The 20,227-nt window shown below is 65.1% G+C and carries 23 protein-coding genes and 1 pseudogene; 17 read left to right on the top strand and 7 right to left on the bottom strand.

The genetic code is table 11. The features are described from left to right. The first annotated feature begins 69 nt into the window (after positions 1 to 69). The 9 genes from CXQ91_RS24805 (at position 70) to CXQ91_RS17855 (ending at position 6,511) form a co-directional block, all read left to right on the top strand. On the top strand, positions 70 to 315 hold the full coding sequence (locus CXQ91_RS24805; protein ID WP_181038943.1) for a hypothetical protein: 246 nt from the start codon (positions 70 to 72) through the stop codon (positions 313 to 315). Between the two features lie 183 nt (positions 316 to 498). Then, positions 499 to 1,104: a glyoxalase gene (locus tag CXQ91_RS17885; protein ID WP_104175250.1), complete on the top strand. Its 606-nt coding sequence runs from the start codon at positions 499 to 501 to the stop codon at positions 1,102 to 1,104. A 72-nt stretch (positions 1,105 to 1,176) separates the two neighbouring features. Beyond that, positions 1,177 to 1,812 carry a dihydrofolate reductase family protein gene (locus tag CXQ91_RS17880; RefSeq protein ID WP_104175249.1) on the top strand — a complete coding sequence of 212 codons (636 nt, stop codon included), beginning with the start codon at positions 1,177 to 1,179 and terminating at the stop codon, positions 1,810 to 1,812. 212 nt (positions 1,813 to 2,024) lie between these two features. Beyond that, positions 2,025 to 2,762 (top strand): MerR family transcriptional regulator, encoded by a 738-nt coding sequence (locus tag CXQ91_RS17875; RefSeq protein WP_104175327.1) that lies wholly within the window; start codon positions 2,025 to 2,027, stop codon positions 2,760 to 2,762. A 97-nt stretch (positions 2,763 to 2,859) separates the two neighbouring features. Beyond that, positions 2,860 to 3,018, top strand: a complete 159-nt coding sequence (locus tag CXQ91_RS24800; RefSeq protein ID WP_181038942.1) for a hypothetical protein — start codon at positions 2,860 to 2,862, stop codon at positions 3,016 to 3,018. A 196-nt stretch (positions 3,019 to 3,214) separates the two neighbouring features. Then, a complete protein-coding gene (locus CXQ91_RS17870; RefSeq protein WP_104175248.1) occupies positions 3,215 to 4,864 on the top strand; it encodes a helix-turn-helix transcriptional regulator in 1,650 nt (549 codons plus the stop codon). Between the two features lie 144 nt (positions 4,865 to 5,008). Continuing rightward, on the top strand, positions 5,009 to 5,377 hold the full coding sequence (locus CXQ91_RS17865; protein WP_219816542.1) for a hypothetical protein: 369 nt from the start codon (positions 5,009 to 5,011) through the stop codon (positions 5,375 to 5,377). Positions 5,378 to 5,531: 154 nt separating this feature from the next. Beyond that, on the top strand, positions 5,532 to 5,906 hold the full coding sequence (locus CXQ91_RS17860; RefSeq protein WP_104175247.1) for a cupin domain-containing protein: 375 nt from the start codon (positions 5,532 to 5,534) through the stop codon (positions 5,904 to 5,906). 158 nt (positions 5,907 to 6,064) lie between these two features. Beyond that, the gene (locus tag CXQ91_RS17855) at positions 6,065 to 6,511 is read left to right on the top strand and encodes a GNAT family N-acetyltransferase (RefSeq protein ID WP_104175246.1); all 447 of its coding nucleotides are present in this window, start codon (positions 6,065 to 6,067) and stop codon (positions 6,509 to 6,511) included. 74 nt (positions 6,512 to 6,585) lie between these two features. On the opposite strand, the pseudogene CXQ91_RS17850 reads toward CXQ91_RS17855, so the two are convergent. After that, a pseudogene (locus tag CXQ91_RS17850) lies at positions 6,586 to 7,143 on the bottom strand (DNA alkylation repair protein); the annotation flags it as partial. Positions 7,144 to 7,205: 62 nt separating this feature from the next. Between CXQ91_RS17850 and CXQ91_RS17845 the strand changes: the two are divergent. Further along, entirely contained in the window at positions 7,206 to 7,502 is a 297-nt protein-coding gene (locus CXQ91_RS17845; protein ID WP_104175244.1) for a hypothetical protein, read from the top strand. A 575-nt stretch (positions 7,503 to 8,077) separates the two neighbouring features. Here CXQ91_RS17845 and CXQ91_RS17840 read toward each other — a convergent pair. Further along, a complete protein-coding gene (locus tag CXQ91_RS17840; protein WP_104175325.1) occupies positions 8,078 to 8,404 on the bottom strand; it encodes an Lsr2 family protein in 327 nt (108 codons plus the stop codon). Between the two features lie 235 nt (positions 8,405 to 8,639). Next, positions 8,640 to 9,635 (bottom strand): patatin-like phospholipase family protein, encoded by a 996-nt coding sequence (locus CXQ91_RS17835; protein WP_181038941.1) that lies wholly within the window; start codon positions 9,633 to 9,635, stop codon positions 8,640 to 8,642. 423 nt (positions 9,636 to 10,058) lie between these two features. Between CXQ91_RS17835 and CXQ91_RS24550 the strand changes: the two genes are divergently transcribed. After that, entirely contained in the window at positions 10,059 to 10,643 is a 585-nt protein-coding gene (locus tag CXQ91_RS24550; protein ID WP_146072376.1) for a hypothetical protein, read from the top strand. A 179-nt stretch (positions 10,644 to 10,822) separates the two neighbouring features. Here the strand turns inward: CXQ91_RS24550 and CXQ91_RS17825 are convergent, their stop codons facing one another. Further along, a complete protein-coding gene (locus tag CXQ91_RS17825) occupies positions 10,823 to 11,554 on the bottom strand; it encodes a GntR family transcriptional regulator (protein WP_104175242.1) in 732 nt (243 codons plus the stop codon). Positions 11,555 to 11,701: 147 nt separating this feature from the next. Between CXQ91_RS17825 and CXQ91_RS17820 the strand changes: the two genes are divergently transcribed. The 6 genes from CXQ91_RS17820 (at position 11,702) to eda (ending at position 18,467) form a co-directional block, all read left to right on the top strand. After that, positions 11,702 to 13,084, top strand: a complete 1,383-nt coding sequence (locus tag CXQ91_RS17820; RefSeq protein ID WP_104175241.1) for an MFS transporter — start codon at positions 11,702 to 11,704, stop codon at positions 13,082 to 13,084. Next, positions 13,081 to 14,115: an L-idonate 5-dehydrogenase gene (locus tag CXQ91_RS17815; RefSeq protein WP_104175240.1), complete on the top strand. Its 1,035-nt coding sequence runs from the start codon at positions 13,081 to 13,083 to the stop codon at positions 14,113 to 14,115. Before CXQ91_RS17820 ends, CXQ91_RS17815 begins: the two co-directional genes overlap by 4 nt. A gap of 81 nt (positions 14,116 to 14,196) precedes the next feature. Next, positions 14,197 to 15,408 carry a D-mannonate dehydratase ManD gene (gene manD / locus CXQ91_RS17810; protein WP_104175239.1) on the top strand — a complete coding sequence of 404 codons (1,212 nt, stop codon included), beginning with the start codon at positions 14,197 to 14,199 and terminating at the stop codon, positions 15,406 to 15,408. A 47-nt stretch (positions 15,409 to 15,455) separates the two neighbouring features. Further along, complete coding sequence (locus CXQ91_RS17805; RefSeq protein ID WP_104175238.1) at positions 15,456 to 16,382, top strand: PfkB family carbohydrate kinase; 927 nt, start codon at positions 15,456 to 15,458, stop codon at positions 16,380 to 16,382. Between the two features lie 71 nt (positions 16,383 to 16,453). Continuing rightward, positions 16,454 to 17,839, top strand: coding sequence for a mannitol dehydrogenase family protein (locus CXQ91_RS17800; RefSeq protein WP_104175237.1), 1,386 nt, complete (start codon positions 16,454 to 16,456; stop codon positions 17,837 to 17,839). Beyond that, positions 17,832 to 18,467: a bifunctional 4-hydroxy-2-oxoglutarate aldolase/2-dehydro-3-deoxy-phosphogluconate aldolase gene (gene eda, locus CXQ91_RS17795; RefSeq protein ID WP_104175236.1), complete on the top strand. Its 636-nt coding sequence runs from the start codon at positions 17,832 to 17,834 to the stop codon at positions 18,465 to 18,467. Before CXQ91_RS17800 ends, eda begins: the two co-directional genes overlap by 8 nt. 29 nt (positions 18,468 to 18,496) lie before the next feature. Here the strand turns inward: eda and CXQ91_RS17790 are convergent, their stop codons facing one another. The 3 genes from CXQ91_RS17790 to CXQ91_RS17780 form a co-directional block, all read right to left on the bottom strand. Beyond that, positions 18,497 to 18,982: a GNAT family N-acetyltransferase gene (locus CXQ91_RS17790; protein ID WP_104175235.1), complete on the bottom strand. Its 486-nt coding sequence runs from the start codon at positions 18,980 to 18,982 to the stop codon at positions 18,497 to 18,499. 62 nt (positions 18,983 to 19,044) lie between these two features. Continuing rightward, positions 19,045 to 19,467 (bottom strand): alternative ribosome rescue aminoacyl-tRNA hydrolase ArfB, encoded by a 423-nt coding sequence (gene arfB / locus CXQ91_RS17785; protein ID WP_104175234.1) that lies wholly within the window; start codon positions 19,465 to 19,467, stop codon positions 19,045 to 19,047. A 61-nt stretch (positions 19,468 to 19,528) separates the two neighbouring features. Next, positions 19,529 to 20,221 carry a TetR/AcrR family transcriptional regulator gene (locus CXQ91_RS17780; RefSeq protein ID WP_104175233.1) on the bottom strand — a complete coding sequence of 231 codons (693 nt, stop codon included), beginning with the start codon at positions 20,219 to 20,221 and terminating at the stop codon, positions 19,529 to 19,531. Positions 20,222 to 20,227 lie beyond the last annotated feature (6 nt).

Genomic DNA, 20,227 nt, shown 5'->3' with positions numbered 1-20,227 from the left:
AGGGACGAGTGGGACCGACTCGACACAGAGACGCGGACATGGCTTCTGGAGAATCCAGGATGCCTGATCGTGCCCAGCGCCATGTCGGCCAAAATCAAGAAGGATGCACACGGCGACCTTGCGAGTGACCCGCACGGGCAGGTTGTACTCTCACGGGCCGACCACGATTTCATCCGCGAGAAGGCGGAAGCCGCCGGAACGATCCGCGTCCCTGCCGCGGATGAATACCAGTTCTTCGACACGGCAACATTGCCCGTTGTCAGGGAAGCGCCGCATGGAAGGCATACCGCGGCTTCGCCTGATGAGGCTCTGTAGAGGCAGGTCGCTGACGGCGGTTCTGAGTACTTTCCGGGATTCAGGAGACTCCTCCGCGCCTTATGTCCTCACGTCTAGCGGCGCGCCGGTCTGGAACGGATCGATCAGGATCGGAGAAGCGGCCAAGCAGGCCGCGGCATAGAGTCAACTGCACTACGTGCCCACTCACCCGAAGTACCTGCCATGACCTCCATCGAATCCGTCACCCTGGAAGTACCTGACCCCGCAGCCGCCACCGCCTTCTACGCCTCCGCCTTCGGACTGGGCACGAACGTGCGCGTTCGGGCCACGGATGCCCCGACGAGCGGCTTCCGCGGGTTCACGATGTCGCTCATTGTGTCGCAGCCGTCGACTGTCAGCGGCCTGGTCGGCACCGCTGTGGAGGCTGGCGCCACGACGCTGAAGCCGGTCCAGAAATCGTTGTGGGGCTACGGCGGCGTCGTACAAGCTCCGGACGGCGCAATCTGGAAGGTAGCAACATCGGCGAAGAAGGACACCGGTCCGGCTACCCGCCAGGTTGACAAGATCGTGCTCTTGATGGCGGCCGCGGACGTTGCTGCGAGCAAGCGGTTTTACATCGACCAGGGCTTCACCGTGGGTAAGAGCTTCGGCAAGTACGTCGAGTTCGCGATGCCGTCGAGTCCCGTCAAGCTGGGACTGTATGGACGCCGCGCCCTCGCCAAGGACGCCGGCGTCGCGCCCGACGGTAACGGATCGCACCGACTCGCGATCGGCAGCGATATTGGCCCGTTCACCGACCCGGACGGGTTCGCCTGGGAGACCAAGTAAGTATGAGCCGGGCGGCTGTCCCTGCCGAGGGCCCCAGCTAACACCGACGTCGATCAAATCGAGGAGACGGCAATGAGCGGGACAACTGCAGAGGCGTCATCAGCGGACCTGATGGTCGACCTGATTATCTCCCTGGACGGGTATGCCTCGGCCGAGGGATGGCCCGGCTGGTGGGGTCTGGAGGGGCCGGAATACCTGGCTTGGCTCGGGCAGGAGGGGGAGAAGGGCTACACCTTCCTTTTCGGTGCGAACACGTATCGGCTGATGTCCAGCATGTCCGAGGAGGCCGCGGCCGGAGGCTCGGGATTCTCCGATGACGAGGGGGCCAGCCTGACCGGCCTTGCCGCGGTGCCCAAGGTCGTCATCTCCTCCACCCTGCAGGCGCCCTTGACGTGGCCGAATTCGAAGCTGGTCACCGGTGACGCGGTCGAGGCCGTGACGGAGATGAAACGGACCGGGACCGGGCCCTTGAGCACCCTGGGCAGCCTCAGCCTCTGCCGGTCGCTGCTGGCCGCCGGGCTCGTGGACAGGTTCCGGGTGGTCGTCTTCCCGGTGATCACGGGCCGTACCGGGCGGGAGCGGATCTACGACGGCTACCCGGATGTCTCACTGGAGATGGTAGACAGTAGGACTTTCGACGGTCGGCTCCAGTTGCTGGAGTACGTCCCCACCGTGCTCAGCGGTCCGCCGGGCAGCGGCCCGACGTGAGTCAATACGTGACCTTCTGATTGGCCACATCCGCGCTTCCGCTCCGCCTTCCAGCCTGTGCTAGCTCAGAGGGCGCCCGCCCCTCCAGATCGTACAACCGTCCTGGAGCCCGCCGTCGGGCCCTTGACCTTCCCGTTGCGTCAACCTTTAGAGTCGGCTTATCGGGCCGGAGGAACCGGGAGGAGGAACGTAGGGACTGGTCGATCCAACAGATCGCACGGATCGCCGGCACCACAAGCCGGACGCTGCGGCACTATGACGACATCGGCCTGTTGAAGCCAAGCCGGATTGGCCATAACGGCTACCGGCACTACGACCAGGCTGCACTGGTCCAGCTTCAGCGGATCCTGCTGCTGCGCGAGCTGGGACTTGGGCTGCCGGTGATCGCTGAAGTGCTTGGCAACGAGTCGGACGCCGGCAAGGCCTTGGGCGGCCATCTGAAGTGGCTTCGGCAGGAACAGGACAGGCTGAATCGACAGATCGCGTCGGTCCAGCGCACCATCGAGGCAGTGAAAGGAGGTGGAGAACTCATGGCAGAGAATATGTTCGACGGCTTTGACCATACCCAGTACAAGGACGAAGTGGAGCAACGCTGGGGCAAGGATGCTTACGCCAGCAGTGACGCCTGGTGGCGTGGAATGGACGCTGCGGAAAAGGTGGCCTGGAAGCAACGCTCGCAACAGCTCGGCAGCGACTGGATCGCCGCCGCCGGCGCGGGCATCGCGGCCGACAGCGCCGAAGCCCAGGACCTGGCGCGACGGCAGGTCGAATGGCTCCGGGGGATCCCAGGGACGCCGGCAGCGGCGCCGGGCGGTGACGTGAAGGGTTACGTGATCGGCCTCGGCGAAATGTACGTCGCCGATCCGCGGTTCAGCGCAAACTATGGCGGCGAATCCGGAGCCGGTTTCGTCCGGGACGCCCTGCGCGTCTATGCGGAAGCGAACCTGTAGCCCCGCGACAATCGGCTCCTGCCCGGGACCTTGATTTAGGAACAGGCCGAGGGACCCGGGGCAGGCGTCGAAGGCATCTCGTTCGGGGCTCACCCCGGTGGCCAAGCAAATTGATGAAGTCGCGACGGCGAACGGCAAGCGGGTCCTGCAACTGATCGGCTCCCGGTGCGGCAAAGCCTGGCGCCGTGAGGCAACCCCGCGGACGGCTGCGCTGAGGGGGGTCAGCGCAGCCGTTCTCGGACCGGTCCAGGACTAGGACCGAACGCCGCGTTCCACGAGGGACAGCGCAACAGACAAATTGGCGGTGCCAGCGCCCACAATGACGGCACGGTTCCCGCCAACAACACGGACGACGGCGGCCAGTGCCCACGCTGAGAACCAGACATGGCAGGGCTTCACCTGAGTTTGCCAAGGTGCTATTGGGCCGGCCGTCAGAAGAGCAGAATGGACCCATGGTCGACATTGCGGTGTCCGAAGGCCTTGCGGACGGTGAGCGCCTCCTCGCTGCTACAGACTGGGCCGCGGCGGCGGTTGCGTTCGACTCCGTGCTGGCAATCCATGACCATCCAGCGGCCCACGATGGCCTGGCAACGGCTATGTGGTGGCTTAGGGACGTGGACCAGGCGATTGCCCAGCGCACAGCGGCCTACACCGGTTTTCGCCGGCTCGGGGAGGATGCGCGGGCATTCCGCACAGCACTGTGGCTGGCCCGCGAATATGCCGACGCGGCGGGGAATTGGCCGGTCAGCCGCGGTTGGCTTGCCCGCGCGGAGGGCCTCGCATCCCGCCTCCCTGACGGAGTCGACGGCGGCTGGCTGGCAGTAACGCGCGGGCTGCTGCGCGCTGACCCGGCAACGGCGCGGGACGACGCCCGGACCGCGCTGAAGGTCGCGCGCCGCTATGACGATCCGGACCTTGAGGCGACGGCCCTGGCACTCCTGGGTCTCGGCACAATCGCTGCAGGCGACGTACCGGAGGGGATGGCGCTGGTCGATGAGGCAATGGTGGTGGTAACTGCCGGCGAGGTTCGCGACGATGTAGTTTTCGGGGACGTCTGCTGCATGGTCACGCGTGCGAGCGAAGAGGCCTGCGACACCTCCCGGCTGGGCCAGTGGAACAACGTCCTTCTGCGTTTCATGCAGCGTACGGGGCATCCTGCACTACTGGAATTCTGTGGCACGTGCTGTGCGGAGATCCTCCTCGCCTCCGGCGACGTTGCTGGTGCCGAGGGCTGGCTTAGCAGGACGCTCGGCGAGCTGGAACAGGGCGGTCACGGCGGCCGATGTGTGCACCCTGCCGCCAAGCTGGCGGAACTGCGGCTACTCCAGGGGCACGTGGAGGAGGCTGGCCGGCTTCTCGCGGGGTTCGAAGACCGCTCCGATGCGTTGCGGGCGACGGCGGCAGTCCGTCTCGCCGCTGGTGACACAGCCGTGGCGGCGGCGCTGCTGCACCGCCGGATCCACCAGGTCGGTGAGGGACTGCTCGCCGTTCCGCTCCTCGCGCTTCTTGCCGAGGTCGAACTCGCACAGGGCGTCCCGGTCCAGGCCCTGGCAACCGCAGGGCGCTTGGACGAGGTTGCCGCCGCGACTCGCTGGCCCCGCGCCATTGCGTCGTCGCATCTGGCAGGCGGTCGCGTTGCGGCCGCCGTCGGCAACCTGGCATCGGCAAGGGAACGGCTAAACGCGGCAATCGCGATTTTCGGCGAGCTCAACATGCCGCTTGAGGCAGCACGGGCGCGGCTCGCGTTGGCCGAAGCCGTGCATGATTCGGACCGTGAGGTTGCCGTGCACGAGGCCGGAGTGGCCTTGGCAGCGTTCGACGATGCAGGCGCCGGCGGCTTGGCCGACAAAGCCGCGTCGCTCCTCCGGGCCCTGGGCGGCCCCGCCCGTACGGGACCGAAGGCGCTCGGCCTATTGTCGCGACGGGAACGCGAAGTCCTCGCGCTGCTCGCCGAGGCCATGACGAACGCCGAAATCGCGGACCGCCTTTTTATCAGCGCCAAAACGGCCGAGCATCACGTCAGCAGCATCCTTGCCAAGCTGCAGCTGCGCAGCCGTGGCGAAGCGGCCGCATTCGCTCTTCGCCGCTCCCTCATGGAATAGGACCATAAATGGGGGATGCCCCCCATCCTTTTGTTTCGACGGCGTCGCATGCTTGGAGTGTCCGCAAGACATCGAGGCTCATCGCGGCGGCCGAAACCACAGCACGGGAGTAACCCCGCGCCAAGACAAGGGAGGAATGGGACCATGGCAAAACTATCGAGCAATGACGAAACCGCGCGCGTGGAGCGCATGACCGGCTACGAGGGCCGCTACAGGGAGGCTGACGGCTACACAATCGCCTTCGAAAAGTTCGAAGAGGGAGGCGACTTCACCCCGTTCTACAAAGGCCTGCCGGATGACCTGTGCCAAAGCCACCACTGGGGATACGTTGTGCGGGGCCGGCTCATCATGCATACCCCGGCCGGAGACGAGATCGTCCAAGCCGGCGAGGCGTACTACACCGCACCCGGCCATACTGATGAGCTTGACCCCGGGACGGAGCTGGTGGAATTCAGCCCGACGGAGGAACTCGCCCGCACCCTGGCGGTGGTAGCTCGGAACCTGGCATATTGACATGGCCTACCGCCGCGCGCACGCTGATAGCGCTAGGCGCATCCCGGCAGGCGCTGAACGGACGTCAGCCCGTGCCTGCCGAACTCCTTTCCCGGAGAATCTGATCGAGCCTCCGGATGAACAGTTGTAACCGCTCCACCTTGAGGAGGCAAAAATGCCCGCAGTGACTGTCAAGACCCTTGAGTCGAAGTCATTCAATGAACCCGATGAAAAGCGCCGACCGCCGAAGACTGAGGTTGACGTGGTCACCGTCGGGGACACCACCCTGGGCCGGTTCACATTTGAGCCCGGCTGGCGGTGGTCCGAGACCGTCAAGACCGTGGTTCATACCGCCAGCTGCCAGAATAACCATCTGGGGTTCTGCACCGGCGGAACGCTAACAGTGGAGATGGAAGACGGAACGCGTGCCACGGTTCGTGCCGGCGACGCCTATGCCATTCCCGCCGGGCATGATGCCTGGGTAGAAGGTGATGAGACGTTCGTTGGCTACGAAGTCATGAGTGCGGCCACCTACGCCAAGCCTGCCTAGCCCCCGAACAACAAAAACGCGGGCACCGGCCGGCCGACTGTGTTGGCCGGTGCTCCGTCTTGTAAACGTCCCCAAAACCAGCGTCATACCAGGTTTTCAATCACACCCCACTGCTGTCCGTACATGTTCAAGCTGCCGTGAGATGAAATGATGTTGGAGTGAGCGCTATTGACGTCCGGAGACTGGTTGGCGGTGACCGTGCTGAGGCACGTGACACGTTCGCGCTGATGGCAGGGGTATTCGGCGAGGACAGCGCGCCGCTCGGCGATGGCCATGTCGACCGGCTGCTTGGTGACGATTCGTTCTGGGTCCTGGGAGCGTTCGCCGGTCCCGACATAGTGGGCGGCCTTACGGCGCACAGCCTTCCGATGACTCGCTGCCCATCGTCGGAGTTATTCATTTATGATCTGGCGGTGCATCCGGATCACCGTAGACAAGGCGTCGGACGCCGTCTGTTGCAGGAGTTGCGCAGCGCCGCGGCGCAGGTGGGCATCACCGAGGTCTTCGTAGCCGCCGATAACGACGACGAGCACGCTCTCGACTTCTATCGGGCAGAGGGAGCCGTCGCCTCTCCGGTCACCATTTTCAGTTTTAGCACGCGTTAGCAGTCCCGGGCTGCGCTTGGGCGGGAGCCTTGGAAACATGGGCCGTACCGGCACGGGCGTGCGCCCGGACTCTCCTACTTGAGGTTCTGTCGCCGCACCATCTCGTTGATCCAGATGGGCGCGAACGGCGACGTGCAGTTCGGGGGAGTCGGGTAGTCCTTGAGTACCTCCAGGCGCTCACCGACGTCGATTGCGCGGGCGCGGTGCTCGTGATGTTCGATCCCGATCTGGGCCAGACAGTGGTTCATCGCCCACTGCAGCCGATCAGGGGCATCCTTCATCTCCGCCTCGATGACGTCGAGCAGTCCTGCGAGGTCGAGGCCCTTGGGGTTCTTCGCCACGCGTTCGGTGGTCAGCGCCCAGCCGGCACTCGCGACCACCGGATCCGGATCGGCGGACCAGGCCACGCGCAGCTCTTCCACGTGCGGGTTCTTTTTCACCACGTAGTTCACGAGCCAGTCGTGCACCTTGGGCGTGCGCGCCGCGCGCAACATGGCGTCCAACTCGTTGCGCTCGAACGCCTTCGGGCGGCAGATCAACATCGCCAGCAGTCTCGCCGCGGTGTCGGCGGTGTCCCAGAGCTGGCGCGCGAGTTCCTGCCGCGTCTTCAGCCGCTTTGCGAGCTCGCGCAGTCCATTGTCGCTTCACAGGGGTTTATGGATCTGTTCTCAAGGTCCGGCATCATGATCGGGTCATGAGGCTTTGGACAAAGACCGTGATTCGTGCCCTTGCAGCCCTGGCGGTTGTTCTCTTGGCTGCGGCCAGCGCTGCCGGGATGGACCAGATGGCAAATACAAAAGTGGCGAATACGGCCTCAGCCGCCATCCCGGCTGTCGCCGCAGATAGCCAGCCAACGCTGCGGCATTTGGTCATTCGTGGCCTAGCTGAGGGAGGCCTTCCTGGCGGATTCCCCTACGACGAACCGCGTGAAGAAAGATACGACGAGAACTATCAGGAAACACTTCAAATTGGGCCGGCCACTCCGGCATAACACGAGGTCTGCATGGATGAATACGGGCGGGGCAGCACTGGACAGGGCGGGCACTGACTGGGCCAGTTGCCAGGACCGCCCCATCCGGTGCGATGGACTCAGTCTAGGCAGGGCATCCGGGGAGGCTCCTGAGTGGCCGCTACCTGAGTTAGCACGCATCACCACTCGTATCAACGGCCCCATACGTATCACCGCCCGAGCGCGCCTTCTGCCGCATTCCCAGCAAACCTTAAGGTTCAGCCGGGCATAATGGATCGAAGCTTCGGTCAACCGCTATTTGACCGGAGCTTCGCCAATTGAGGGGTGCGGCCCTGAACCCCGCGGGACGGCATTTTATGACCTGGCCGGCTGCAGGCGGCCAATTTCTCCAAATTTGTCATTTTGAGCGTCCTTTTTGCCGGGAAATCCACCGGAAGAATAGATATCCTAGCCAAGCGATCCGCCGCCGTCAGATCCCCGTCTTAGATCATGGATCAGGGGTTCGATTTAAAGGAATCAGGACCAAGGCAAACTAGCCTTCGGTCCTGATTCTTTTGTTCAATTCTTATCGAGGATTGAGTCGTTGCAGGTGTTCCCTAGTGGGCTGCTTCGTAGCGCGCCATCACGTCAGCCTGCACGCGGCCCCGACTGCTGATGGCGATACCGTTTTCAATCGCCCAGGCACGGACAGCCTTGGTGTCGTTGCCACCGAACCCGGCGCCGGGTTTCCGCGCCGGTCTGGCGCGTCCGGCCGTCTTGCGCGCGACGGAGGTGTACTTGTTCATTGCCGCGCGCAGTTCATTGGCGTGGGCATCATTGAGATCAATCTCATATTCCGTGCCGTCGATAGAGAAATTGATTGTTTCATTCGCTTCAGAACCGTCAAGATCATCTTCAAGCGTGGTTATTACTCGTTTTGCCATGCCCATCAGGTTATCACTTATTGCGGGAAACATATCCGGTATCGATATTGCCTAATTCGAGAAACGAGGCAGTGAATTTCGGCTGAGGAATTAAGGGTCCCTTCGTGATCGAGGGTGTAGTCGGGGCCTGAACCAGCCGGTCTCCAGAAGCGAACTGGCGATGTAGTTGGCGAGGTTGCCGCCGAAGCAGAAGCAAGTGTCGTCACGCCTGCCGAGTCGACTGGTTTCGTGGGCGTCAGCGCCAGAATTCGGCGAGCTGCACGGCAAGGGCTCTGCCTTGGTCGTAACCGGCCCGCGCCGCGGGCGGACGCAGCGCCAGATCCATCGCATTGGCGCCGAACATGTGCTCGGAGTTGCTGTCCGGGAAGATTGTTTCGACTCTGCTGCCGCGTGCGCGTAGCTCGTCGACCTGTGCTGCGAGATGCATGCCCCAGTCCACCGGTGCCAGTGATCTGCCGCCGAAGGGTGACAGCACCAGCACCCGCCTGTATCCGGCCGCCAGATCGGCGTTCTCGGAGTTGGATCGGTAACCGCCGTCGATGTATCGGTTGTCCCCGATCCTGTAGGGAAGGCCACTGGCGCAGCTGGCGGCGACGGCGTCCGCCAGGTCGATTCCGCTGTGGCGGTCGAACACCACCGGTTCACCGGTATGGGCATTGACCGCCGTGATGAGCACTGTTCGTTGCGGCCAGCGCTGACTGGGCAGCCGCGAGGCGACGGTGGCGCGCCACTGTGTTTGCCAGGAGCCGTCCGACGCAGCATCCATCTCGAGTGCCGCCGCACCCATTCTGCGGCGCATGTCAACCGCGTCCTCGGCGGAGGCGATGATTTTGCTGATCCTCTCCAGGTGGTCCGCCACCGGCCTGACCGGAACGCGTCCTCGGTCGGATCCGACCGGACCGGTCGGTTGCCGGGGGTCAGAGGCAAGGATGGCGGCAAGCAGCTGAGTCGGGGTGGCTCCAGCTATCTGGGCAGCAGCCGTCGAACCGGCTGACGTACCGATGGTCAGATCGGATGTGGTCACGTCCAGCCCGGCATCGAAGAGGCCGGCGATGACGCCGATCAGCCACGCATTGCCTGTCGAGCCGCCGCCGCCGAGGACCAACGCTCGCTCGCCCGCGGCAGGTAACGGCTTTGTGGCGTCGACCGCCGGCTGATCCTTGTCGGACCTCGGCAGGTCGGAGGCCGTCGTCGAAATGGACTGCAGAGGTGAAGAAGGTGTTGTGTTCATAGGAGTCGCCTTTCGCGAATTGCCTGATGAGGCGCTCCCGGTGGCGACTACCTCAGTCGCGCGATCGTGGACTGCAGGGGAGCACCCATTGCGGATACTGCGTTCATGGGACTCACCTCCTGCCGATAGATCACGATCGTTAAGACGCTAGCACCCGGCGGCGCGAGTGCGCAATCGGCGTCAGGCCGAGTGCCGCGTCGGTGCCGAACGCGCCGCCGGCCGCTACACCCTCGCCTGTGATGGGCCGCTTTGTGTGACGGCGGCTAGCGTGAGCTTCGGCCGAGCGAGACCACTCCGTCCGACCAGGATATGTTTTGTAGAATCGATGGAGTAAAGCCACTGTTCCTGTAGTCCAGGGACAGGGGCCACAGCAGCGGCGATCGGCATTGCCCTGTCCCGACCGACAAGATCAGGAAGCGAAGCATGCTTGCACATTCAGGGCTGCACGGACGGGCTACAGCTTCAATGGCACGGAACCGGCCGGGCGTCTCCGTCCGTGCCACTGCCAAAGTCATGATTGTGGGATTGACCATGGTGGGCGTCTCGCTGGCCGGATGTGCCGCCCCGGACACGGGGCCTCTATCCGGCACAGGCACGCCCTCGCAGAGTCCCACCGCGGCGTGTCCGCGAGTCGACGAAATGCCTGATCCGCAACAATGTGCCGCTTACGACCCTGACGCCGCAATGAGGGAGAACGAACGCTACCGCGAACAGCGAACGATCAGTGCGCAGACCCGTGCGCTGCTCGATGCCTACGTCGAACCCGCACGGACGGCTCTCGGATCGCTGCAGCAGCCGGCCACCGTGGCCGATGTTAGGACGGCCCTGGGATCGGTCGGCATCGATGAACGGGAAGTGCAAACTGATGATGTCGGCATCGGAATCCGCTTCGGGGCCGCGGCGAATGGTGGATGCCTCACCGGCTTCGTCAGTCAGGACGGCACCGCCGCCATCTCCACGGGAGGGGCCATTCTGGACGGCGGCTGCTTGGCGATGAGCGGACATTGAGCCGTTCGTCGCCATGCGCCGTCAGGGAGCCAACGCCACCGGGTCAGCCGCGTTCCACGCAGCGGCGAATCCCTCAGCGACGCCACGCGGGCTTGATGTCACCGGATCCGCCTTTCGTGGGGTAATTGAGGAAGAGTAGCCGAAGCCCCGCTGACCAGGCCTGCAGGAAGAGGTGCTGATCAGGTCAGGCGGGCGACGCTTCGGCGGGTGGGCCGCAGGATTGCTCCGTCGGAAAAGAGCTGCGGAGTGGCCTGCTGGATCCGTTGGACATCCTCAAAAACGCCTCGTAGGTGCAGGCGAAGGGAGGTATCGGCGTCCGTCAGGTTGTTGGCTTCAAGGGCGTCCACCACTGCGGTGTGTTGCTGGATCAGCGTTGCAATGGGCCTCGTGTCCAGCAAGCTCAGGCGTCGTGCGCGATCGAGGTGCGCTTTGGCCGAGTTGACGGCAGCCCAGGCGGATTCGTGCCCTGCAAGCCGGAGGAGCTCGCGGTGGAAATCCTCGTCCAGCCGGAAGAACTCCTCAACGTCGCTCTTGGCATCAGCTTCCGTTTGGCCGTGGAGTATCCCGCGAAGTCCCGCAATGCCTGCACTGTCGACAGCGAGGTCGCGCAGGGACGCACATTCGATGGCCTCGCGAACGAACTGCGCTTCTGAGACCCGTCCCAGGTCCACGAGCGAGACGAAGGAACCAATCTGCGGGTAGACCTGGACGAGTCCCTCTTCCCTGAGCAGGATCAGGCTTTCGCGCACGGGTGTGCGGCTGACGCCCAGTTCCTGCGCGAGCTCGTTCTCCGAGAGTGGTTCACCCGGGGGGAGCTGCAGGGAAATTATGCGACGCCGCAGTGTTTCCAGGGTCTGGTCACGCACGGACAGCCGCGGCGACTGTCCCTTGCCATGTTTATCGGAGGCCATGTGCTCAGTCTATTCCCTTGACACACTAGAATGGTAGTGCTTGTATGGTAGTAGTTAGCGAGGTGCCGCCGGTCACAATGCAGAGAACCCGGCCTTCGCCCGTTCAACTCTCCCCTTCGTTTTTCATCGCCTGCAAAGGAGCATCAGATGACTGAGAGCATCGCGCCGCCCACCACCAAACCGGAAGCAAAACCCACCAAGGAACTGGCAAAGGTTGCCGTTTCCGGCTGGCTGGGAACCGCCATGGAATTCATGGACTTCCAGTTGTACTCGCTGGCAGCAGCCATCGTCTTCAACAAGCTCTTCTTCCCTGAGGTCAGCCCGATCATTGGCCTGATTGCCGCCATGGCCACCTACGGCGTGGGCTACGTTGCCCGCCTCGCAGGTGCCATCTACTTCGGCCGCATGGGCGACAGGATCGGCCGCAAGAAGGTTCTCTTCATCACGATCGCCCTGATGGGTGCGTCCACCACCCTCATCGGTGTTCTCCCCACGTACGCAATGATCGGTATCTGGGCCCCCATCATGCTGGTTGCCTTGCGTCTGGCCCAGGGCTTCGGCGCCGGCGCCGAGATCGCCGGCGCCACCGTGATGCTGGCCGAGTTCGCTCCGGCCCGCCGCCGCGGCCTCATCTCCTCCCTCGTCTGCCTCGGCACCAACTCCGGAACCCTCGCCGCGTCCGCCATCTGGGCAATCCTCGTCTCCACTCTGCCCGAAGACCAGCTCCTGAGCTGGGGCTGGCGCATTCCGTTCCTGCTCAGCTTCGTCCTGATGATCTTCGCCGTTTGGGTCCGTCGCTCCCTCAAGGAAAGCCCCGTCTTCGAACAGCGCGCCGACGTAGTGGACGGCGTGGCGCTGTCCAAGCAGGAAATCACGGCGGCGGAAGAGCTCGCCAACACCAGCACCATCGAAGCCGCCCTGCATCAGCGAAAAGGAAAGGCCTTCCTCATCGCCTTGGGCCTGCGCTTCGGCCAGGCCGGCAACTCCGGGCTGGTCCAGACCTTCCTCGTCGGGTACCTCGCCACTGTTCTCCTGGTCGACAAGAGCGTCGGCACCAGCGCCATCATGTACGGCTCACTGCTCGGCTTCGTCACCATCCCGATGATGGGCCTGCTCGGTGACCGTTTCGGCCGGAGGCCGCTGTACCTGGTGCTGAGTGCACTCACGGCACTGTTCGCCATCCCCATGATGCTGATGGTCACCAGCGGCAACACCACCCTGGTCACTGTGGCCATGGTGGTCGGCCTGAACCTCGGCGTCCTGAGCCTCTTCGCCATGGAAAGCGTCACCATGGCCGAGTTCTTCGGAGCCCGCACCCGGTTCACCCAGCTCGCACTTGCCAAGGAAATCGGCGGCATTCTCGCCACCGCCATCGGCCCGCTGCTGGCCGCCACCCTTACCGCGATCACCGGCCACTGGTGGCCGCTCGCCGCGATGCTCATCGCCTACTCCCTGATCACCCTGATTTCCGCCTTCGTGGGGCCCGAAGTCCGCGGCCGCGACATGGTCCGCCTGGAAGACGCCGTATGAAAGCCGTCGTAGTCCACGGAGCAAACGACCTCCGCATCGACAACCGCCCGGATCCCGTGGCCGGACCCGGCGAGGTAGTCATCGACGTCGAATGGGGCGGGATCTGCGGCTCGGACCTCTCGTACTGGCGCCACGGCGCCTCCGGGACCGCGGCCCTGAAGTCGTCTCTCGTCCTTGGCCACGAGGTGGCCGGCCGGATCGCCCAGCTCGGCACCGGCGTCGACAACCTCGCCGTCGGCCAGCCGGTCACCGTGCATCCCGCGGAACTGGTGGGGGACGGGACCATGCCGGAACGCCTCAAGGGCCGGACCAACCTCTACCCGCGCATCAGGTACTTCGGTTCGGCGGCCTTCGATCCACACACCGACGGCGGGTTCAGCGAGCGCAAGCTCGCCAGGGCATCGCAGATCCGCCCACTGCCCGACGGCGTGGACACCCTGCGCGGTGCCCTCGCCGAACCGCTCGCCGTCGCCATGCACGCCGTCAGCCGGGCAGGATCCCTTGCCGGCCGGGACGTCCTGGTCAACGGGGCCGGTCCGATCGGTTCGCTGGTTGTCGCGGCGGCCAAGTTCGGCGGCGCAAGGACCGTCATCGCCACGGACATCAACGACGCTTCGCTGCGGATCGCCAAAGCCATGGGCGCTGACGAAGTCTTGAACGTCTCCGGCGGCGGGGCCCTGCCCGAAGACATGGAGCTGGTGTTCGAAGCCACCGGCATCCCCGCAGCGCTGGGCGGCGTCCTCCGGGCCACCGCCCGCGGCGGAACCCTGGTGCAGGTGGGCAACCTGCCCGGCACCCCGGCTCCCGCGGCGCTTGGTGACCTGGTGACGCGGGAGATCACGTGGATCGGGTCATACCGGTTCGTGGACGAGATCGGCGACGCCCTCCGCGCCATGGCCGACGGGCTGGATGTTTTCCCGGTCATCACCCACAGGTTCGGCATCGACCAGGCCGAGGAAGCCATGCGCGTCTCTGCCGACCCGGCGTCGGGAAGCAGCAAAGTCATGCTCCGGCTCAGCCCAACTGAGTAGCAGCAGATGTCGTTTTGGGGGCTCAAAACGACATCTGCTGCTACCTACTTGCAAATTCCCCCCACACCGAAGGACCAGCCAGTGAAGATCACCGACGCCCGGGTAGTGGTTTCGTCGCCAGGACGGAACTACGTCACGCTCGTAATCGAAACCGAGGACGGCCTCACCGGCATCGGCGACGCCACCCTCAACGGCCGCGAGCTGGCGGTCGCGTCCTATCTCTCCGAGCACCTCTGCCCGCTGCTGATCGGCCGCGACGCACGCCGCATCGAGGACGCGTGGCAGTACTTCTACAAGGGCGCCTACTGGCGCCGCGGACCGGTGACCATGACGGCGATCGCCGCCATCGACGTCGCCCTCTGGGACATCAAGGGCAAAGCCGCCGGCATGCCGGTCTACGAACTCCTGGGCGGTGCCGCCCGCGAGGGCGTCATGGTCTACGGCCACGCCAGCGGCTCAACCCTGGAGGACCTGGGCGCCGACTTCCAGCACCACCTCGACCTGGGATACAAAGCAATCCGCGCCCAGGCTGCAGTTCCGGGGCTGGAGAAGACGTACGGAATCGCACCGGTGGACGGCAAAACGTATGAACCTGCCAGCGGCAACGTGCCGCAGGAGGACATGTGGGAGACCACGTCGTACCTGGACTTCGCGCCGAAGATGATGGCGCACCTGCGGGAACAGTTCGGCTACGGCGTCCACGTCCTGCACGACGTCCACCACCGTCTGACCCCGATCGAGGCCGGCCGGCTGGGTGCGTCCCTGGAACAGTACCGCCCGTTCTGGATTGAGGACCCCACCCCTGCCGAGGACCAGTCCGCGTTCCGCCTTATCCGCCAGCACACCACCACGCCCATCGCCGTGGGCGAGGTGTTCAACTCGATCTGGGATTGCCAGCAGCTGATCACCGAGCGGCTGATCGACTATATCCGGACCTCCGTATCGCATGCCGGCGGCATCACCCACCTGCGGCGGATCTTCTCCCTGGCCGACCTGTACGGAATCCGCTCCGGTTCCCACGGCGCCGGTGATCTCTCGCCGGTCTCGTTTGCCGCTGCCCTGCATGTGGACATGAGCATCCCCAACTTCGGCGTCCAGGAGTACATGGGCCACCGCGACCCCGCCAACGAGGTCTTCAAGACCTCCTACACCTTCAACGACGGCTACATGCACCCCGGTGAAGCTCCCGGGCTCGGCGTGGAATTCAACGAGGAGGCCGCCGCGGCCTTCCCGTTCGAGCCCAAGTACCTGCCCATTAACCGCCGCCTTGACGGGTCGGTGCACGACTGGTGAACGACTCAACGCAAAGGAACCACAGCCAGCCGTTCGACGTCGTCGTGATGGGTGAAATCCTGCTGGAGGTGGCCACCGACCTCCCCTTCGGCCACGGTGTTCCGGCTCAGCTGGGCATATCGGGCGACGCTCTCAACGTCGCCGCTGCCGCCGCGGCGGCCGGTGCGCGTGTCGGGCTGCTGTCCGTACTGCCCGACGACGACCTCGGCCAGGCGATCGCCGCCAGGATCCGGGAACTCGGCATTTCCCCTGACCTGTTGAAGTTCAGGACGGGGCAGCAAGGGGTATATCTGGTGCACTCGGACCCGGAGGGTCAGCGCGAGTTCTCCTACGCCCGCACGGGAAGCGTGGGCTCCACTCTTTCCGCGGAGGACGTTGACGCCGCGGTCTTCTCAACAGCTAAGGCGGTGATCGCCGGCGGGATCGCCTGCGCGATTTCACCTTCCTCTCGGGCCGCGGTCCTCAAGGCGTCGGCACTGTCCCGCCGCTTCATTTTCGATCCCAACTTCCGGCCGCGGTTGGCGAGCGCAGAGGAAGCGGCTGCCATGCTCGCTGAACTGGCACCGCGGACCTTCCTGGCCACCCCGTCCTTCCCCGGGGAAACCTCCGCACTGTTGGACTGCGCCACGCCAAAGGAAGCGGCCGACAAGCTCCGCGGCCTCGGGGCGGCGAACGTGGCCGTGACCTGCGGGGCAGACGGAATCCAGCTCGAGGGCGATCAACTCTCGTCCTGGGTCGAGGCCATTCCGGCGCCCTCGGTGGTGGACCAGACCGGAGCGGGCGACGCCTTCGTCGGCACCCTGACCGCCAGGATGGTCCTCGGCGACAGCCTCCCGGTGGCGGCCAGGTACGGTGCGGCCGCCGCGTCGCTGGTGGTCGGCGGCAAGGGCGGCACGGGGCTGATCCCTACCTTCGAACAAACCAATGCCCACGCCCACCGGGCCGCTGAAGGAGAACTGACATCGCACGCCTAAGCAACGCCACACTTGCGACGCTCGGAACCCGGCAGCCCCTTCTTCCCCGCGATGCCCTGCGTCCCGGAATCGTGCACCTTGGACTGGGTGCCTTTGCCCGCGCCCACACGGCCGTGCTAACCGAAAACGCCATGCGGTCCTCCGGTGATTTTGGATGGGGGATCACCGGCGTGACCCAGCGTTCCGACACGGTGGCGCGCCAGCTGGCGCCCCAGGACGGTCTCTTCACCGTCACCGAACGCGGAAGCGGCGCTGCGCCGGTCAGAGTCGTGTCGAGCATCGTTGAGGCTCTGTCCGGGCGGGACTACCCTGGCACGGTGACAGAGCGCATTGCCGCGCCTTCGACGTCGGTGGTCACGTTGACCGTCACGGAGAAGGGTTACCGGATCGATCCGCGCACCGGGACGCTCAACACCGCCGATGACCAGGTGCAGGCCGACCTCGCCGGACCGGCGCCGCAGACGGCCATCGGACAGATCGCCCGGGGCATCCAGCGGCGCGCCCGCGCCGACGCCGGACCCCTCACCGTGGTCTCGTGCGACAACCTTCCAGGCAACGGTGAGCTCACCCGGAATCTCGTGCATGCTTTCGCCGCCGCCTTGCCCGCCGAGGAAGCCGACCCGCTGCTGTCATGGCTTGCGGCGAACGTGTCCTTCCCGAGCACGATGGTGGACCGGATGGTGCCGGCAACCACGGCGGGTGACCTTAACGCCGTCGAACGCGAACTGGGCCTCCGGGATGAGGCGGCCGTGGTGGCCGAACCGTTCCTGCAGTGGGTGATCGAGGACAACTTCACTTCGCGCCGCCCGCGCTGGGAAGACGCCGGGGCGCTCTTCAGCTCCGACGTTGCCGCCTGGGAAGCGGCCAAACTGCGCCTGCTCAACGCCAGCCATTCCATGCTGGCGTACCTGGGGCTGGCAACGGGGAAGGCCACCATCAGTGACGCCGTGGGGGAGGACGCGTTCCGTACCGCGTGCAGCCGCATGATGGCGGAGGACGCCCTCCCCACGATCAGCCTTCCAGCCGGGATGGACGGCACAGCGTACTGCGGGCAGGTGCTCAGCCGTTTCGCGAATCCCGCGCTGGGACATACCACGGACAAGGTGGGAAGCGACGGGTCGCAGAAGATCGGGCTGCGGCTGTTGACCACGGTCCGCGGGAGCCTGGACGCCGGCCGCGAGCCCCGGTGGGCCGCCCTGGCCGTGGCGGCCTGGATGCACCGTGTTGCCTCCACCTCCGCACCGGAGCTGAACGATCCACTCGCGCAGGACCTCAACGACCTGCTGCCGGCGACCCGCACAGCGGCAACCGTGGTCCCGGCGCTCCTCGGCTGCCGCAGCATCTTCGACGGCGGACTGGCGGCACACCAGGGGTTCGCCGACCTCCTCATCCACTGGTACCGCATCATCGACACCCACGGGCTGGACGGCCTGAGAAATGAGATCAACCATGGCTGATGCCACCAGCCTCCTTCGCGTTTCACCCGTCATCCCGGTCGTGACCATCGATGACCCCCGCAGCGCTGTTCCCGTTGCCCGGGCACTGGCCGAAGGCGGCGTCGGCATCATCGAGCTCACCTTGCGGACGGAGAAGGCCCTCACCTCGCTCAAACGCATTGCCGACGAGGTGCCGGACATCATCGTTGGTGCCGGTACCGTCCTCACTCCGGCCCAGGCCGATGCCGCCGTGGCCGCCGGAGCCCAGTTCCTGGTCAGCCCCGGCGTAACCCCGTCCCTGCTGGGCCATATGCTGACGCTCGGCGTGCCCATTCTGCCGGGTGTTGCCACCGTAGGCGAGGTCATGCAGGTCCTGGAGAGCGGGCTGACCGCCATGAAGTTCTTCCCTGCCGGACCAGCGGGCGGCCCGGACTACCTCGCCGCAATCGGCGCACCCATCCCGCAGGTGCAGTTCTGTCCGACAGGTGGCGTCAGCCTCAGCTCTGCACCGGCATACCTCGGGTTGCCGAATGTCTCCTGCGTGGGCGGCAGCTGGCTCACACCGCGTGGCGCCGTCGAAAACGAGGACTGGCAGCAGATCACCGGGCTCGCGCGGGAAGCTGCTGGACTAACGGCGGCTCTGGATTGACGGCGGCGACGGGACGCTGAATTTTTGCGTCAGTCTTTTGCGCCGAGGCGGAGTTCCATGAAAACGCTGTTTGGATCCAGGGCGTAGTCGGCAAAGGGTGGGCATTCGGTGAATCCGTTGCGGGCGTACAGCCGCCGTGCGGGAGCGAAATACTCCTCGGTTCCCGTCTCAAGATAGATGCGTCCGTAGTCCCGGTTCCGGGCTTCGTCCAGGATGTGCCTGAGCACGAGGGTGGCGACGCCGCGCCCCCGCGCACTTGCAGCGGTGCGCATGGACTTGATTTCGCCGTGCTTCTCGGAGCTGTGCGGGGAATTGAGGATTTTCAGCGCGCCACACCCCAGGAGCTCGCCTTCCTCGCGGGCGGTCCAAAAAGTGATCGACGGTCCGGACAGCGCTGAATGGTCCAGCGCGTGCACACTTTCGGCCGGCGAGGTCGCGAACATGTCCGCCAGGTGCTCGCTCAGGAGTTGGTGGACATCCCCGCGTGCGGGGTCATCGTGGGCTATGTGAATCATCGCCTCAAATTTACTGGTCCAACCGGCTGATGCGAAAGTCTGGCGGCGCGCACCGGACGGCGCTACTCGGCGGACGGCCGCTGTCGTTGCCTTTTCGTCGCGGCCCGCTGTTCTTTTGCGGCCAGGCGACGGCGGTTCGAGCCCCGGGTGGGTTTGGTTGGCCGGCGGGGCGCTGCTTCGGGAGCAAGACCCTCTGCCACGAGAACGGCGAGCTTGGCCAGGGCGATTTCGCGATTGCGCAGCTGGGAGCGCTGCTCGGAGGCGGTCACGGTGATTACCCCGGCGATGAGTCGCCGTCCGAGGCGCGTGAGCAGCGTCAGCCGTTGGCCGTCCGAAAGCGCCGCGGAGTCGCCGACGTTCCATGAAAGTTCGACGCGGCTGTCCGAGGTGTTGACGTGTTGACCGCCTGGCCCGGACGAACGCGAGAACCGCCAGCCGAGTTCCGACGCGGGAATCGTGAGGGCAGGCGACACTTCCAGATCCATGCAACCAGCGTTGCACGATATGGCGGGGATTCCCTACCCCACCGGTTCACCAACTGCGCTGCTATTGCTTCGGGTCTGAGCCACTGGCGTCAATCGACCGGCTGAGTCCGTCAAGAATGAGGTTCAGCCCGAAGCCGAACTCATCCCCGAAGTCGTAACCTGGCTTGAGGACGTGTTCCATGGCGATCTCCACCATGTGTGGGTATTCGCCGGTCGAGAAACGCTCAAGGATCGGCGTCGTGATCTCGGCGGCGGTGTCCCGGCCGTCAAACGGCAGGGCGGCTTCCTGGAGGGCGAAACCGTAGATGTAGCTGTCGAGCAGGGCGTAGGCGTGGGCTGTCAGCTGAACAGAAAAGCCCGCTGCCCTTAGTGTGCCCAGTGTTGCGTCGTGATGGCGCAGTGTCGCCGCGCCGGGGGAGGTGCGGCTTTCGAGCAGCCCGACCGCCCACGGGTGGCGTTTGAGCGCCTCGCGCATCCCGTGCGCCCTCCGGGTCATTTCCTCCCGCCAGTCGCCCGCGGGGGAAGGCAGTTCGACTTCGCTGAAAACGAGGTCCACGATGCCGTCCAGGATCTCGTCTTTGTTGGCCACGTAGTAGTAGAGCGACATGGGCTTGGTGCCCATTCGCTGGGCCAGCGAGCGGATGGTGAGCGCGGCGATTCCCGACTCGTCGGCGAGGGCCAAGGCACATTCGAGCACTCTCTCCTGGCTGAGCGGAACTCGCTTTTGGGAGACTGGCGGCGTAGTGGTCGGCACTGAAAC

It is taken from the genome of Arthrobacter sp. Y81 (genome assembly GCF_002929335.1).
Classification (GTDB): Bacteria; Actinomycetota; Actinomycetes; order Actinomycetales; family Micrococcaceae; genus Arthrobacter.
This window is presented reverse-complemented; position numbering and strand designations above follow the sequence as displayed.